Origin of the sequence: Pseudarthrobacter cellobiosi, from assembly GCF_023913815.1 — a bacterium.
GTDB classification, from domain to species: domain Bacteria; phylum Actinomycetota; class Actinomycetes; order Actinomycetales; family Micrococcaceae; genus Arthrobacter; species Arthrobacter cellobiosi.
The window spans coordinates 21,405-36,560 of sequence record NZ_JAMXBK010000016.1; the positions used below are offsets into that span (position 1 = coordinate 21,405).

The 15,156-nt window shown below is 63.6% G+C and carries 13 protein-coding genes and 1 pseudogene; 7 read left to right on the forward strand and 7 right to left on the reverse strand.

All coding sequences use genetic code 11. The features are described 5' to 3' along the window. Positions 1-19: 19 nt before the first annotated feature. The 4 genes from NG701_RS02255 to NG701_RS02270 are packed head-to-tail and all read right to left on the reverse strand — an operon-like array spanning position 20 to position 4,121. Complete coding sequence (locus tag NG701_RS02255) at positions 20-790, reverse strand: SDR family NAD(P)-dependent oxidoreductase (RefSeq protein WP_252564150.1); 771 nt, start codon at positions 788-790, stop codon at positions 20-22. Next, positions 777-2,168, reverse strand: coding sequence for an MFS transporter (locus NG701_RS02260; RefSeq protein WP_252564152.1), 1,392 nt, complete (start codon positions 2,166-2,168; stop codon positions 777-779). Before NG701_RS02260 ends, NG701_RS02255 begins: the two co-directional genes overlap by 14 nt. Next, positions 2,168-3,055, reverse strand: coding sequence for a polysaccharide deacetylase family protein (locus tag NG701_RS02265; protein WP_252564154.1), 888 nt, complete (start codon positions 3,053-3,055; stop codon positions 2,168-2,170). The genes NG701_RS02260 and NG701_RS02265 overlap by 1 nt, the downstream gene beginning before the upstream one ends. Positions 3,056-3,083: 28 nt before the next feature. Continuing rightward, positions 3,084-4,121, reverse strand: a complete 1,038-nt coding sequence (locus NG701_RS02270) for an asparaginase (protein ID WP_252564155.1) — start codon at positions 4,119-4,121, stop codon at positions 3,084-3,086. Between the two features lie 286 nt (positions 4,122-4,407). Here NG701_RS02270 and NG701_RS02275 point away from each other — a divergent pair, with 286 nt between their 5' ends. Continuing rightward, positions 4,408-5,433 (forward strand): LacI family DNA-binding transcriptional regulator, encoded by a 1,026-nt coding sequence (locus NG701_RS02275; protein WP_252564157.1) that lies wholly within the window; start codon positions 4,408-4,410, stop codon positions 5,431-5,433. Positions 5,434-5,676: 243 nt separating this feature from the next. On the opposite strand, the gene NG701_RS02280 is transcribed toward NG701_RS02275, so the two are convergent. Next, positions 5,677-7,122: a PucR family transcriptional regulator gene (locus NG701_RS02280; RefSeq protein WP_252564159.1), complete on the reverse strand. Its 1,446-nt coding sequence runs from the start codon at positions 7,120-7,122 to the stop codon at positions 5,677-5,679. Positions 7,123-7,242: 120 nt separating this feature from the next. Between NG701_RS02280 and pxpA the strand changes: the two genes are divergently transcribed. The 5 genes from pxpA to NG701_RS02305 are packed head-to-tail and all read left to right on the forward strand — an operon-like array spanning position 7,243 to position 11,493. Beyond that, positions 7,243-7,986, forward strand: a complete 744-nt coding sequence (pxpA, locus tag NG701_RS02285) for a 5-oxoprolinase subunit PxpA (RefSeq protein ID WP_252564160.1) — start codon at positions 7,243-7,245, stop codon at positions 7,984-7,986. A 37-nt stretch (positions 7,987-8,023) separates the two neighbouring features. Next, complete coding sequence (locus NG701_RS02290; protein ID WP_252564161.1) at positions 8,024-8,269, forward strand: acetyl-CoA carboxylase; 246 nt, start codon at positions 8,024-8,026, stop codon at positions 8,267-8,269. Beyond that, positions 8,266-9,615, forward strand: a complete 1,350-nt coding sequence (locus tag NG701_RS02295; protein ID WP_252564163.1) for an acetyl-CoA carboxylase biotin carboxylase subunit — start codon at positions 8,266-8,268, stop codon at positions 9,613-9,615. The genes NG701_RS02290 and NG701_RS02295 overlap by 4 nt, the downstream gene beginning before the upstream one ends. Next, positions 9,612-10,517 carry a 5-oxoprolinase subunit B family protein gene (locus NG701_RS02300; protein WP_252564165.1) on the forward strand — a complete coding sequence of 302 codons (906 nt, stop codon included), beginning with the start codon at positions 9,612-9,614 and terminating at the stop codon, positions 10,515-10,517. Before NG701_RS02295 ends, NG701_RS02300 begins: the two co-directional genes overlap by 4 nt. Then, positions 10,507-11,493, forward strand: a complete 987-nt coding sequence (locus NG701_RS02305; protein ID WP_252564167.1) for a 5-oxoprolinase subunit C family protein — start codon at positions 10,507-10,509, stop codon at positions 11,491-11,493. The genes NG701_RS02300 and NG701_RS02305 overlap by 11 nt, the downstream gene beginning before the upstream one ends. A gap of 490 nt (positions 11,494-11,983) precedes the next feature. Here NG701_RS02305 and NG701_RS02310 read toward each other — a convergent pair. Both NG701_RS02310 and NG701_RS02315 read right to left on the reverse strand, forming a co-directional pair. Beyond that, positions 11,984-12,178, reverse strand: a pseudogene (locus NG701_RS02310) (transposase); the annotation flags it as partial. A gap of 386 nt (positions 12,179-12,564) precedes the next feature. Further along, entirely contained in the window at positions 12,565-13,830 is a 1,266-nt protein-coding gene (locus tag NG701_RS02315) for an ROK family protein (protein WP_308292584.1), read from the reverse strand. 170 nt (positions 13,831-14,000) lie between these two features. Here NG701_RS02315 and NG701_RS02320 point away from each other — a divergent pair, with 170 nt between their 5' ends. After that, the gene (locus NG701_RS02320) at positions 14,001-15,155 is read left to right on the forward strand and encodes a substrate-binding domain-containing protein (RefSeq protein WP_252564170.1); all 1,155 of its coding nucleotides are present in this window, start codon (positions 14,001-14,003) and stop codon (positions 15,153-15,155) included. Position 15,156: the final 1 nt, after the last annotated feature.

The window sequence follows — 15,156 nt, forward strand, 5'->3', positions numbered from 1 at the left end:
CTGTCCTTCCGGGGCTTTTTCAGGCGCGCATCTTGATGGTGAGACCGCCGTCGACGATCAGGGATTGGCCCGTGATGTACATAGCTTCATCCGACGTCAGGAAGGCGATGACGCTGGCGACCTCTTCGGGACGGCCGGCACGGCCCCAGGGAATGTCCTTTCCGGCCCGCTGGAGCCCTTCCGGACCAAGCGAGTTGACGGGGTCCAAGGACTGCGGGGTTTCAATGAGACCGGGAATGACGGCGTTGGCGCGGATGCCGCGCGGCCCGAGCTCGACGGCGACGCTGCGGATCAGCCCGAGCACGCCGGCCTTGGCTGCTGCGTAGTGGGCGTGCTCCTCCCACCCGTAGACGCCGCCGGCGATAGAGGAGACGGCAACCAGGGCACCGCCCTCCGTCATCCTGGCCGCGCCGGCGCGCAAGGTGCGCAGCACGCCGGTGAGGTCCACGTTGAGCATGTCGTGCCAGCGCTCGTCGGTCATCTCGCCCAGGGGCGAGTTGCGCAGGATTCCGGCGTTGGCCACCGCGTAGTCCAGCCGTCCGTACTCGTCGACGGCGCGCTGGGCAAAGTGGTCCACCGAGGCCGTGGTCCGAACATCCACCTCCTGGATGACCGCCTGGCCGTTGGCGTCCTTCACCAGGCGCAGGGTCTCCTCCGGGTCGTGCGGATCGCCCGGGAACGTACCGATCACGGAGCGCACCCCCTGGCGGGCGTAGTGGACTGCGAGGGCGCGTCCAATGCCGCTTGCCGCCCCGGTAATGACTGCTACCCTTTTTTCAGACGACGTCATGCGGGTGGTCCTCCAGCAGCGCTTCAACCGGCGGCTTGGTAGCGATCATGAGCAGCCCGGAGAACAGCGTTCCCGCGGCTCCGACCCACAGGGCGGCAGTGCCGGTTCCCGCGGCGGCGGCCGCTGCCGTGAAGAGGGCACCGCCCAGGATAATGCCCGGCTGGCTCATGGCGCCGATGAAGGCGGTCCCGGTGGCCCGGCAGCTCACGGGGTAGCACTCGGCCATGAAGTACTGGATCGCCGCGTAGGGTCCCACGAGGAAGAACAGGCCGGCGCCGTAGGTGAGGATGATCATGAACGGGCTCTCGGCAAGGGGGCTGAGCATGATGGTGAACGAGATGCCGGAGAGGATCCAGCCGCCGATGATGGTCCGTTTGCGGCCGATCTTGTCGCCAAGCCATCCGTGGAAGACGTAGCCGAAGTAGGCGAGCATGTTGATGATGATCAGCATCCAGAATGCGTCTGAGAGTTCCACGCCCTTGGCGTTTTTCAGGACGGAGCTGCCGAGAATGCTGAAGATCATGATGCCGAAGAAGTTGAAGATCCAGGCCAGCGAGAAGACGATGGTGTTCCGGCGCAGATGCGGTTCCCAGATGCGCTTGAGCGGGGCCGCGGAAGAGTGCTCCACTCCATAGGCGCGCGCTAGGGAATGGGCTTCCTCGGTCTTGCCGCTCTTCTCGAGTTGGGTCAGTTTGTGGTGCAGCTCGAACTGGGGGGTCTCCTTCAGTTTCTTGGCGATGAGCCACACGATGATTGCGGCCGGAACGGTCGCCATCACGTACAGTGCGCGCCAGCCGAGGGATGGGAGGAAGGCGAGGGCGAGTGCGCTGGCGAGGAGGAAGCCGAGCGGCCAGCCGCCCTGGATGAAGGAGTAGTGGAAGCCGGGGCGCTTGCGCTTGTCGGCGACTTCGGTGACCTGGTAGACCTCGTTCATGTAGGTCGCGTTGACTGCCTGCTCCGAGAATCCGAGCCCGCCGAAGGAACGGACGAGCACGAGCAGGCCGTTGCTGAGGAACGGGATTCCGGTCGGGATCAGGGCCGTCAGGCCGGAGACGATAGCGGTTCCACCGACGGTGGTTATCATGCCCTTGCGGCGGCCGAGCCGGTCAATGATGGGGCCGATTCCGAAGCAGACGATCGCGGTGCCGACGGCGATCCAGGTGTTGATTGCGTAGGCTTCGGTCTCGCTCCAGCCGAATTCCTCCTGCATGGCCGGCAGGAGCGTGCCGAAGAGTCCGTAGTCGAACACGGCGACGGTCCAGGCCAGCAGGGCCAGAACGGTGGCGGTGGTTGTGTGGTGCTTGGAGAATATCGGGAAGCGGCGTTTTTCGTCCGGTGCGGGTTGCGTCAGGTCGACGGCGGGCTGCTGGATGGTCATTACTGGTTTTCCTTTCGGGGGCTGCGGGCGAGGAAGGAGTCCGCGATCTGGTCGAACGTCAGCCAGCTGACGCCGTCGTGGGAGTTGATGTGTTCGATGAGGCGTTCAAGCATGAGCAGGACCTGGGGGCGGCCCGAGACGTCCGGGTGGATGGTCATGGTAAAGACGGCCTGATCCATTTCCCGGTACACCCAGTCGAACTGGTCGCGCCACATTTGTTCGATGTCCCGGGGGCTCACGAAGCCGTGGGAGTTCGGGGCCGCCTTGATGAACATCATGGGAGGAAGGTCGTCGAGGTACCAGTTGGCCGGGATCTCTACGAGGTCGGTTTCCTTGCCCCTGACCAGCGGCTCCATCCAGGTCTCGGCGGCCTTGGTGTAGTCGATCTTCTTCCAGCTGTCGCCGACACGCACGTAGTAGGGCTCGAAATCGCGGTGCATCAGGGAGTGGTCGTATTTGATCCCGCGTTCGAGGAGGATCTCGTTGGTGACCGGGGAAAATTCCCACCAGGGAGCGACATAGCCGGTGGGCCGTCGGCCGGAGACCTTTTCGATGAGTTCGATCGACCGGTCCAGGATGGCTGTCTCCTGCTCGCGGGTCATGGCGATGGGGTTTTCGTGCGAGTACCCGTGTACTCCGATTTCGTGCCCAGCGTCGACGATCATCCGCGTCAGGTCCGGGAAGGTCTCGATCGAGTGGCCGGGCACGAACCAGGTGGCGGGCAGGCCGTACTTCTTGAAGAGCCGGATGAGGCGCGGGCCGCCGACTTCTCCGCTGAACAGGCCGCGGGAGATATCGCACGGGGAGTCTTCGCCCCCGTAGGAGCCGAGCATTCCGGCAACGGCGTCCACGTCGACGCCGAACGCGACTTGGATGTCCTTAGTCATGAATCAACCTTTCACTGCGTTTGTTTGTTTACGTTCTGTTTTCGGGGGAACGATCAGGGAGCTTGCCGCGGCGGGCAAAGATCTCCTCGATGCGGGCCTTGGGCGTGTCGAGCCTGAGCAGAAGACTGAGCAGGATCAACGACTGGGACGGCCTAAGCAGCCCGGAGGGTATGGCGCCGGCCGCGCGCAGGTCCTCTCCGCCGCCGTCGCCGTACCGGGGCACTACGGCACCGGCTTCCACGCGGGTGCTCGTCACCACCACGACTCCGGCCTCAGTTGCGTCGGCGACGTCCCGGCACAGCGCGCGATTGGCGTTGCCCGTTCCAGTTCCCTGGAGCACAACCCCTGCCGCCCCGGCCTGCAGGGAAGCCCGCAGGAGCTTGGAATCCGCTCCGGGATAAACAGCAATAAGGTCCACACGCGGTGAACCGGCGCCGACGCCCGGTAACGGCAACGGGGCAATGCCGTGCTGTGCTGCATGCATGCTGACCGCGCCGGAGCCGGACACTGACCCGGCCGTTCCGAAATCCGGGTTGGCGAACGCATCGAGCCGGGTCGTGTGGCTCTTCCGAACTCCAGCAACCGGGAAGATGGTCCCGGCAAACGCCAGCAGCACGCCCTTTCCCCGGGCCTGAGGGGAACCGGCAACGGCGATCGCGCGAGACAGATTGCCGGGACCGTCCGGCGTCTGGGAGTCGGCCGCCTCCTGCGCTCCGGTGAACACCACAGGACGGGGATCATCGTGGGTGAGATCAACAAGATAGGCGGTCTCCTCCATCGTGTCCGTACCGTGGGTGACCACGATCCCCAGAGCCTGCGGGTCGGCCAGGGCTTGCCTGATGCTGGCGCAGACGGCGATCATGTCGTCGACCGTCAGCAGGTACGAACCTTTCCGGAAAACGTCAACCACTCGGACCGGATACGAAGCTTGCACCCCGACGCTGGAGAACACCTGCTCTCCCGTGTCCGACGCCACGGCACCCCCGGCCTCCGACACACGGGAGGAAATTGTTCCTCCCGTCGCCAAGAGCACCACATGGGGGCCAGCCAATTCTGTGACAGTCATTTCCACTCCGTTTGTCTTGCATCTGATGCCAGTTGCGTACCCAATCGATTGGGTTCCGGGATAAGAACTATTTTGCGATGTTTCCTGCGTATGCCTACGGGTGTTTCGAGGATGTAGACACTTCGCCCATTGGAACTGGAGCCCCAACTACCCAATCGATTGGGTTAGGCGATGAAATGACTATAGAATGTGAGGTGCGGCACGTCAAGGGCTCCCGAATCAGAGATCTGATTGATATCGGGCAGGCTTAGTGGCGGCATCTTTTTGAACTGAGGCAGGGAAGCGAATGGAAGGAACCATGGCCGGGGGCCGCGCGGTCACGCTGAAGGATCTGGCGGACGAGCTCGGCATCCACCCGTCGACTGTGTCCAGGATCCTTCACTCGGGCTCCGAAGTGGCGCGCGGGGCGGCCTCCGTGGCCACGGCTGAACGCGTCCGGGAGCTGGCGCGGAAACGGGGCTACTCCCCTGACCCCCAGGCCGCCGGCCTGCGGACGCGGCGCACGCGCCTCATGGGGGTGATCGTGCCCCGGCTTTCGGACCTGGTCCTGGCAATCATGTACGAGGGCATTGACGAGGCCGCTGCGGCGCTGGGCTATTCGACATTCGTCATGAACTCCCGCGACGACCCCGAGGAACAACGGCGGAAGGCGGACACCATGCTTGCCCGGCGCGTGGACGGACTGATCATCGGAGACGCACATCTGGACAGTGGCCTGTTGCGGGAGTTGACGGCCAAGAAGGTGCCGTTCGTGCTCGTGAACCGGCGCGTCCCCGGCTACCCGTCCGCCACCTGCGACGACGTCCTGGGCGGCGAGCTTGTGGCCGACCACCTGTGGGGCAAGGGGCATCGGAACGTCGCTGTGATCGCCGGCGAGCCGTACGCCAGCACGGCCGTTGATCGGACGGCCGGCTTCGTGGACCGCTGGCGTTCGCGGGGCGGAAAAATCCCCCAGAAGGCCGTGGTCTGGTCCAGGTTCGATACGGCCGGCGGACGGGAAGCGGCCGAGAATATCCTGACCCTCTGCAATCCCCATCCGACTGCGCTGTTCGCCGTAAATGACTTTGCGGCGATCGGTGCCATGGGAGCGTTGCGGTCCCGTGGCCTCACGGTTGGCGGCGACGTGGCGGTGGTTGGTTTCAATGACACATCGCTGGCCGCGGAGCTTCCCATCCCGCTGTCCTCGGTCCGCTCCCCCATGCTGGACATCGGGCGGACGGCGGTGCAACTCCTGAAGCGCGTTCTGGACGGCGAACACGTCGAACCCGTCAGGCTGGAACCGAACCTCTGCGTGCGGGAAAGCAGCGCCTGAGGCAGCGCAGGATGACACGGCAAGGGAACCTCTAGTTGAATCGGAAGGCCGGATCGGCGTCGCCGACCGTCTATGACCCGGCCGGGAAGGCGTTTAAGCCCATAAATTGGCATTAGTGACACGACTCACAGCGGCACATCGGAAGTTCACCCAAGATTGGGACTACTTTTCGTGCACGCCGCACATGTCCAGCCTGAGATTTTCTCGGCGTGGGTTCACGAGCGCGGTTTCCCGGCGGGATTTTCAGTGCGATGCCGCGACGATTCCCAAGGCGAGCATGCACGTGGCACGGACTTCGCCGTCGGACAAATCCAGTTTGAGGAGCTCCTCGATTTTCCGCAGCCTGTAGCTGAGCGTGTTCCGGTGGATGAAGAGCTCCTCACAGATTTTCGCGGAATTCCCGCTTTGGCGCAGGTAAGCGTCGAACGTCTCCCGCAAAGCGCTGCCGCCGTCGGAGGCCAACGGGGCCAACAGCCGCTGGCACATTGCCACCAGGCCAGGGCTGGGCAGCCCGTGCACAATGCTGGCGAGATCGGCCAGCGGCGCCTGGTGCACGCCGGCCGGCCCAACGTTACGGCGGGCAAGCTGCAGCGCCAGCGGCAATTCGCTGAGGCTCGGGGATTCGGAGACGACGACGGACAGTTCCGGGGCGTCCGTAAAAAACCCCCGCGTGGCATCGAGCAGATCGGCCGCTCCGTGCCTGTGCTGCACCAGCAGCGTGGTGAGCCCGGCTTCCTCCATGAACCTCACCGTGCTGAAACCGGCCTGCAGCCCCACGCGTGCGCGCCAGGCGATGGCACGCAACTTTGCGGGGGCTGCTTCTTCCGAGCTGCCGATAAGCACCGCGCCCCAGTCGCCGTCGGGATCAAACCCGGATTCGAGGGCGTAGCGGCGCAACGGCGCCAACGGCTCACCGCGGTCCTCGTAGAGGGCCTCCATAAAGCGTGCGGCCTCCCGGGAATGCAGGGGCGAATGCGACCCGAGGGTGTAGCTCAGCTGCATCGCGATGACTGCAGCGACGGGGCCAAGAATGGGCTGCAGCACGATGTCGCTCCCGATTCCCTCGATGGCAAGCCGGAATTGCTCGGAGTCGCCGCTGGGCAGGCGCAGCGCGGTTCGCGTGGGCCCGCCGTGAGCCGCGCCCGCGGAGACAAGCTCGAACGCATTGTGATCGATCACGGCCACCCTCGCGTTGACGGCGTCCGCCACCCGCTCCAGAACCTCGGCCAGGGAATGCCCGCCGGCCGCCAGCCGGGTGCATCCATCGGCCAGCTCCCAGCCCTTTCGCAACTCCTCATAACGCTCGGCGGCGATGGCCTGCTCCACATGGCGCATGATCAGCACGAAGGGCACTTCCGGCGGGAGCTCCAGCAGTGGCAGGCCGTGCGCCTCGCAGGCCTGGATCAGGCCTGCCGGCAGCTCGCGGTGCGCGGCGCCCAGCCCGAATGCCAGTCCGGAGACAGGGACGGAGATCAGCCGTTCCACGTAGGCGTCCCAGATCCTGAAGTCCTTGACGTTCAGGCCCATCCCATTGGTCAGCACAAGGGCATTCACACTGAGGAAGGGCGTGGGGTCCATATGCTCGGTCGGAGCGCACCAGGTGATGGGTCGAGCCAGGCGGCCTTCGCCGCCCGTAACGCGAAGGCGGATGTTGAGGTCGGCGTCGTCCGCCAAGTCTGAGATTCGCAAGGAAGCCTCCAAGAACGGCGGGAGTCGCCCGCTGGACAGTGCATTAACCATAATTCACCCCTGGATATTCAGCGAGCTGCACAATATCGGTAACCCGAAATGCTGAGTAGCGTTGCACCCATGCAAACCACTGTGACTCCCGACACTCCCGGACGCGTGCTCTTGAACTCCGACATGGGCGAAGGCATCGGCCTTCACGAGTTCGGCAACGACGAAGAACTCATGCGCATCATCGACGTCGCCAACGTTGCCTGCGGCTATCACGCCGGCGATCCGGACGTCATGAATCGGACCGTGGCCCTCGCAGCGGAGCACGGCGTGGCCGTCGGGGCGCACCCGGGCCTTCCGGACGTGGTGGGATTCGGACGCCGCCGCATGGTGCTTAGCCCGGCTGAGGTCGAGTCCATCATCCTGTACCAGACCGGGGCCCTGACTGCTTTTCTGGCAAAGCACGGGCTTGAACTCAACCACATCAAACCCCACGGCGCCCTCTACGGAATGCTGGCCGGCGACGAGGAACTGATGCAGGCCGCCGCCGGAACCGCCAAACAGTTTGGCGTCCCCTTCTACGGGCTCGCTGGCACCGCTCACGAATCCGTGTGCCGGGCCATGGGGGTGGACTTCGTGCCGGAACTCTATGTTGACCTCAATTACGGTCCCGCCGGTGAGCTCCTTATCCAGCGCCGCCCGGCCCCCACGGACCCGGTCGCCGCTGCCGAGCGCGTCAGACGGGCGCTGGCGGGACAGCCCATCCTGGCCGTGGACGGCACCGAACTGGACATCTCGTTCCAGAGTATCTGCGTCCACTCCGACGCACCCAACGCTGTTGCAGTGGCCACCGCCGTGCGCGCGGTCCTGGGCTGACTCTGACTAATCCAATCATCTGAAAGCGAGCAACCCCGTGGCAACCATCGTCTCCCCGCTCCCCGGAATCTTTTACCGCAAGCCCGGCCCGGGCAAACCGCCGTTCGCCAACGAAGGCGACATTATCGAGATCGGCCAGACGCTGGGCATCGTCGAAATCATGAAGCAGTTCACCGAAATCCAATCCGATGTGGCCGGGGTCCTCGAGTCCTTCGAGGTCAACGAGGGCGACATGGTCAACCCGGGCGACGCCGTCATCGTCATCCGCGAAGGAACGCTATGAAGAAACTACTCATCGCCAACCGCGGTGAAATCGCCGTCCGAGTTGCACGGACCGCCCGCGAAATGGGCATCGAAACAGTCCTGGTCGCCAGCGAACCCGACGCCAATTCCCTGGCAGCCCGCACCGCCGACAACGTGGTGGTAGTAGGCCCGGCTCCTGCGCCCGCCAGCTACCTGAACCAGGACGCCATCATCGCCGCCGCCCTGGTCAACGGCTGCGATGCCGTCCACCCCGGCTACGGCTTCCTCTCCGAGAACCCCGCATTCGCCCGGAAGGTCACCGATGCAGGCCTGACCTGGGTGGGTCCGGACGCGGACGCCATCGAAATGATGGGCAACAAGTCCATGGCCAGGGAATCCGCCCGCAAGGCCGGCGTCCCCGTGCTCCGCGGCTCGGACGGACCCTTGGACCCCGGGGCCGACGCCCTTGAGGTGGCCCGCGGCATCGGCTACCCGCTGGTGGTGAAGGCCTCCGCCGGCGGCGGCGGCCGGGGCATCCGCTTTGTGCACAGCGAAGACGAGCTCCTGAAAACGATCGAGACGGCCCGCGGGGAGGCGGCTTCCGTCTTCGGAGATCCAACGGTTTACCTGGAACGTTTTGTGCAGCATGCCCGCCACGTGGAGGTGCAGATCCTCGGCGACGGAACCGGCTTCATCCACCTCGGGGACCGCGACTGCTCCATGCAGAGACGCTCGCAAAAAGTCATCGAAGAAGCACCGGCACCGGACCTTCCCGACGCCGTCCGCCAGAGGATCCGGGAGTCCTCCGTGGAACTCGCCCGGGAATGCGGCTACAGCGGCGCCGGCACGGTCGAATTCCTCTATGACCCCATCAACCACGAAGCCGCATTCATCGAAATGAACACCCGGATCCAGGTTGAGCACCCGATCACCGAGCAGATCACCGGAATCGATCTGGTCCGCGAACAGCTGCTGATTGCTTCCACGGGAGCAATGTCCATCCGGCAGGATGACGTCCGCTTCAGCGGGCACGCCATCGAATGCCGCATCAACGCCGAAGACCCGGAGCACAACTTCTTCCCGAGTCCGGGCCTCATCACGGCCATGGAATGGCCCTCCGGCGAAGGCATCAGGGTGGATACGGGCGTGGAAGCAGGATCCGTGGTGAGCCCGTACTACGACTCCCTGCTCGCCAAGCTGATCGTCCACGCACCCGACCGCGAAACGGCCATTGAGGCCATGCTGACAGCCTTGGACGGAACACACATCGAAGGGGTCAAGACCACCGTCCCGGTTCACAAGACGCTTCTGGCGCGGCCCGAATTCGCCGCCGTGACCCACCACTCGAAGTTCCTTGAAACTGCCGATCTTTTGGAGGCACAATGAGCAGCCCGGCACCCGCCTCGCAGGAGGCGCGCTACACCTGGGGCGGAGACGAATTCCTGTTCGTTGAAGTCTCGGAGTCCATGAGTCTGGCCGCCAACTTTCGGGTCATGTCCATTGCCGCGAAGCTTTCAGCCATGGAGCTGCCGGGCATCGTGGACATCTGTCCTGCCAACGCCTCGCTGCTGGTGAGGTTCGATCCCGACGTCCTGCCGCCGTCGACCCTGGAAGCGACCGTCCGGACGATTGAAGGGGACCTGACCCACCATCAGGAGCAGGCGCTCGAAACCCGGATCATCGAGGTCCCGGTCTGGTATGACGATCCCTTCACAGCGGAGGTGGCGGAGCGCTTCCGCGAAGGGTTCCATCAGGAGCCTGACGGCACCGACATTGACTACGCGGCGAAGGTCAACAACCTCAAAGATGCCGCCGAATTCATCCAGCGGCACCATGAGCAGCCGTGGCTTGTTTCCATGGTTGGCTTCGTGGCCGGCCTGCCGTTCCTCTTCCAGCTCGTGGAGCGGGAGAAACAACTGGAAGTCCCCAAGTATCTGAGCCCGCGCACCGATACCCCCAAGCTGACGGTGGGCCACGGCGGCTGCTTCGGCTGCATCTATTCCGTGCGCGGTGCCGGCGGTTACCAAATGTTCGGCGTTGCTGCCGCGCCGATCTTTGATCCCGCCCAGACCCTGGAGGACTTCAAGGACTTCATGGTGTTCTTCAGTCCGGGGGACATCGTGAAGTTCAAGCCGGTCACCGAGGCCGAGTACAACGGCATCCAGGCGCAGATTTCCGCAGGAACGTTCCGCTACCGGCAGGTACCCGTGACATTTGAGCTGTCAAAGGCCCTGGCGAATCCCGAAGGCTACAACCAGGAACTCATGGAGGCCCTCAGTGGCGTTTGAGATCAAGAACCCCGGCCTGGCGACAACGGTCCAGGACCAGGGACGCAGCGGCCACTACAACGTGGGCATCCCGCAGAGCGGTTCCATGGACCAGTACTCTGCCGAACTCGGCAATGCCCTGGTGGGCAACACTGTCAAGGAAGCTGTCCTTGAATGCACGTACCTGGGCCCGGTGCTGATGACCGATCAGGATGCCGTCATCGCGGTCGCCGGGGCCCCGGTGGAGGTCAAGGTCAACGGGGAATCCCGGCCCGAGTGGACCCGGTTGCAGCTGAATGCCGGCGATGAACTCAGCTTCGGAGTCATCCAGGGCGGCACGCGCTACTACATCGCAGTCCAGGGCGGCATCGATGTTCCCGAGGTGCTCGGCAGCCGGTCCACCTACAGTCTGGGGGCAATCGGCGGATTCAAGGGCCGGAAACTTCAGGCGGGCGACCTTGTTCCCGTCGGCAGCCCGCTTGACAACGGAAAACTCCCCGAAGCCGACACCGTTCCGGAAGAATTCCGGCCCGTGTACGCGAAGGAACAGGCGGTCCGGATCGTCTTAGGTCTGTACGACCATCGCCTCACCGACGAAGGCCTGGACAACCTTCTCAACGGCGAGTGGAATCTGACCCCGGTGGCGGACCGGATGGGATTGCGGTACTCCGGCCCGGGCGTGAAATGGAAGGAGCGGAAGCAGCCCTTCGGAGCCGGTTCGGACCCCTCCAACATTGTGGATGCCGGATACGCGGTGGGGTCCATCCAGATTCCCGGCGGCACGCAGCCCATCATCCTGCACCGCGATGCCGTCTCCGGTGGCGGATACGCCATGGTGGGCACGGTGATCAGCGCCGACATGGACCTGGTGGCCCGTGCGGCCCCCGGCACGTCCACCAGGTTCGTCGCCGTCAGCCAGGAGGAGGCCCTTGTGGCGCGCAGGGAACTTGCTGAACGCAGGAAGAACGCGCGGGCAGCCTTGGGCGTTGGCAGCTGAGTAGCAGCAACGTGATAGCGGCGATCCATGAGCGATGAGCGGCAGCCCTAGCCACGGGTCCGGTGCAGGGTCCGGAGCCGTATCAGGACCCTGTGGGCGGCATATGCGCGAGCAAGCAACTCAAACCTTGTGCATCCAGGCTGACCGGTCCTTACTGGTGGGAGGAGCGCAGGCCGACGGCTACGAGGGCGGGATATCTGGATGATCCAGCTCCCAGTTCAGGGGCCTGATCGGCAGGCACTCCACTCTCTCGGAATCAGGAGGATGGACATGTTCGCTCGCGTCAGCACTTATCAGCCCGGCCCTGGCAGTTCGGGAGCCCCGTCAGAGGACACCGTCAACCGGGTGCTCCAACTGCCGATGCCAATCGTTTCGTTGTGGTGGTCGCGGCGGAGTACGTCGTCGACGAGGGCGTCGTAGAAGTTGAGCTTCCCGGCGTTATGAGCAGCTGCTCATAATCTGGGTAGTGGGTATCCGGTTAGCTCAGGTTGTGAGGTTTACCCACCGATCGGTGGGTGCCCCGTAACCAGGTCTTGACGTTGCTGATGGCGCGGTGCACGCGAGGCAGGACGGGGTCCGTGTCGCCGGCCTTCTTGGCGGCCCGCTGGGAGCGCGGCCGGTGCTCGTAGCCGGCCTTGGTTAGCGGCGCGTATCCCATCCAGCCGTCGGTGTGGATGATCATACCGGGTCCAGCGACCATGTCCCCGGCGATCGGGAACCCAATAAATGTAACGGGGCAGGCCCATCCGGAGCCCTGTTCGGGGTCAAAAGTGTCAGTTCGGCCGATGCGGCCGCGTATCGAGCCACTCCTTAGTGCCTTGTCCCTGGGCAATGGTGGAATGCAGAACCTTGTCCGTGTCGTCTTCGACTATGTCGTCCAGGTCGATGCCGAGTCTGGCGTCCTTAAGATTGCCCTCAATGGCGGCCGGTGTGATCCTGTGGGAACGCCACGCCGCCGTTCTCGTAGGCCTGGTTGATGATGCCGCTCTTGTGCTTCTTCTGGAGGAGCGTGCGGATGTCCAGATATTTTCTTCGCCCGCAACCCTCGAGATTCGACTAATCCGAAGGCCTTCACGTGAGGTCAGTTCGGCCGGAAGGGGTTCCGCTTTGGATCCAGCGCTCGAGCAGGTGCCCTGACAGTAGTTGGTCGATGACCATGAATGCAGCTCCGCGGAGGCCCGACTGGTCTCCGGTCGGCGACGCCATGATGCTCAGGTTCCGCGTAGCCAGCGGAAGCGAGCTGCCCAAGACTGTCTTCCTGACTTCTGCAAGATAGAGGTCTCCGGAGTCGGCGACGCCCCCGCCTATGAGGACCAGTGAGGGGTTGAAGATGTTGACCAGCAGGGAGATGGCCTCGCCAACTTCCCTGGCCGAATAGAGCAATAAATCGGTGGCGTCGGCGTCGCCCCGGCGGGCAGCGTCCGCGACATCGCGAGCGTTGACGGAGCCGTGGTCCGCAACCGTTGTTGCAAGCAGCCTGCTCTTTCCGGATTTCCCAAGCGCTTCTCCCTGGCGGGCAATTGCGGCGCCCCCGGCCACGGCTTCCAAACAGCCGCGCTTTCCGCAGCGGCAAGCCACGGAGTCCGGACCTAACCGGATGTGGCCGATGTCGCCGGCGCTTCCAAGTGCGCCACGGTGCAACCGGCCTTGGGATATGAGACCTGCGCCAATGCCTGTCCCCACCTTGACGTACACAATCTCTGAGTGGTTCTGCCCTAGGCCGTCCCGAAATTCCCCCAAGGCCATGAGATTTACCTCGTTATCCGCCCATACGGGGGCCGAGAAGTTGCCTTGGAAGAACGCCCTGACGTCGTAGCCGTCCCAACCGGGCATGATTGGCGGCACCACCGGCTTTCCTGTCGCGAATTCCACCGGGCCGGGCAGTCCGATACCGATACCCCACAGCCGGGGACTCCCATCGTGGCTTTTCAACAGCTCGTTAAAGAGCTGTGCCACGCGCTTGAGTATCACTTCGGGCCCGTTATTGATGTCGCTAGGCTCCTCAACGGCCGAAACGATTCGCCCGTCAAGATCTGTCAGTGCCACGCCCAGGCTGGTTGCACCAAGTTCCGCAACGAGCACCTGTCCGGCGGTGGCTTTGAAAGCGAGCTGCCTGGGGGCCCGGCCACCCTGTGAAGGTCCGGTAGGTCCTTCCTCCAAGAGTCCTGAGTCAAGGAGGTACTCCACTCTTTGAGAGACGACATTCCGGCCCAGTCCAGTGACTCTGACGACTTCCGGCCTCGTCAGAGCCTGCCCAGAGCGTACTGCATTCAGCACTGCGACTAAGGAACCGATTTGTTCCCCAACGAGCGCCACATTTGAGTTCTTCGTCGTCACTCCGTAGCTCCTTTTTACTGATGACCTACAAACATTATCCCCCAAAGGGTTGACTTATGCACGACGCGTGCGTAACTTTATGTTGTGCCAGTCACACGACGAGGTGACACTGACGGCCCCGGCTGATGGTCCAAGGCGGTACCCAGCCTCATATTCATTGGAGAATAGTCATGAAATACAAGCTCTCGCTTGTTGCTCTCGCCACCGCACTCGTTCTGACTGCGACCGGCTGCAGCTCTTCCGAAACCACCACCACAACCCAGGATGCGGGCGTCTCGGAAAGGGCCGACGCCGCACTGGCAAAAATCAAAGGCCAGGTTCTCAGCAAAGGCCCGAACGGCGAGGAGGCGTCTCCGGCCTCGGCCGCAGATCTGAGCGAGGAAGACATCACGAAGGTGAAGGCCCTTGGAGCCAAGGCTGCAATCGTTATGCACTACGGCGGCAATGACTGGGCTAATGCCCAGATCGCAGGCCTTAAGAGCGAATTCTCGCGTCTTGGGATCAACCTCATTGCCACCACGGATGCGAACTTCAAGCCGGACAAGCAGGTTTCCGATCTTGAGACGGTCATGACCCAGAACCCCGACGTCATTATTTCCATCCCCACCGATCCTGTGGCTACGGCTGCCGCCTACAAGAAGGCCGCAGCGGCCGGAGCGAAGCTTGTTTTCATGGACAACGTTCCCAAGGGACTCACCGCCGGCAAGGACTACGTCTCTGTAGTATCGGCCGACAACTTCGGCAACGGCGTGGTCTCCGCCCACCAGATGGCGAAGGCTCTTGGCGGCAAAGGCAAGATCGGCCTGATTTACCATGAAGCCGACTTCTTTGTCACCAAGCAGCGCTACCAGGGGTTCAAGGAGACCATTACCAAGGACTACCCGGACATCCAGATCGTCGAAGAGAAGGGCATCGCCGGTCCCGACTTCGCCGGTGACGCACAGGGCGCCGCTAACGCCATGCTCAGCAAGTACGCTGACCTCTCCGGCATTTGGGCCGTCTGGGATGTCCCGGCCGAAGGCGTCATGGCGGCAGCCCGTGCGGCCGGCCGTCCTGACCTGAAAATCGCCACGCAAGACCTGGGCAAAAACGTTGCCATCGCACTCGCCAAGAACGAGCTCGTTATCGGCCTCGGCGCACAGCTGCCTTACGACCAAGGCGTAACAGAAGCCCGGCTCGCAGCGATGGCCCTGCTCGGCAAGACCACGCCGGCCTATGTGGCGCTGAGCGCTGTACCCGTGGACCACAACAACATCCTCGAAGCCTGGAAGCAGGTTTACCACGAGGACGCCCCCAAGGACATTCAGGACTCCTTCAAAAAATAGC

Bases quoted from the DNA above. Each gene is read 5' to 3' on its own strand.
- NG701_RS02255 (WP_252564150.1), bottom strand. From the start codon at position 790: ATGACGTCGTCTGAAAAAAGGGTAGCAGTCATTACCGGGGCGGCAAGC.
- NG701_RS02260 (WP_252564152.1), bottom strand. From the start codon at position 2,168: ATGACCATCCAGCAGCCCGCCGTCGACCTGACGCAACCCGCACCGGAC.
- NG701_RS02265 (WP_252564154.1), bottom strand. From the start codon at position 3,055: ATGACTAAGGACATCCAAGTCGCGTTCGGCGTCGACGTGGACGCCGTT.
- NG701_RS02270 (WP_252564155.1), bottom strand. From the start codon at position 4,121: ATGACTGTCACAGAATTGGCTGGCCCCCATGTGGTGCTCTTGGCGACG.
- NG701_RS02275 (WP_252564157.1), top strand. From the start codon at position 4,408: ATGGAAGGAACCATGGCCGGGGGCCGCGCGGTCACGCTGAAGGATCTG.
- pxpA (WP_252564160.1), top strand. From the start codon at position 7,243: ATGCAAACCACTGTGACTCCCGACACTCCCGGACGCGTGCTCTTGAAC.
- NG701_RS02295 (WP_252564163.1), top strand. From the start codon at position 8,266: ATGAAGAAACTACTCATCGCCAACCGCGGTGAAATCGCCGTCCGAGTT.
- NG701_RS02300 (WP_252564165.1), top strand. From the start codon at position 9,612: ATGAGCAGCCCGGCACCCGCCTCGCAGGAGGCGCGCTACACCTGGGGC.
- NG701_RS02320 (WP_252564170.1), top strand. From the start codon at position 14,001: ATGAAATACAAGCTCTCGCTTGTTGCTCTCGCCACCGCACTCGTTCTG.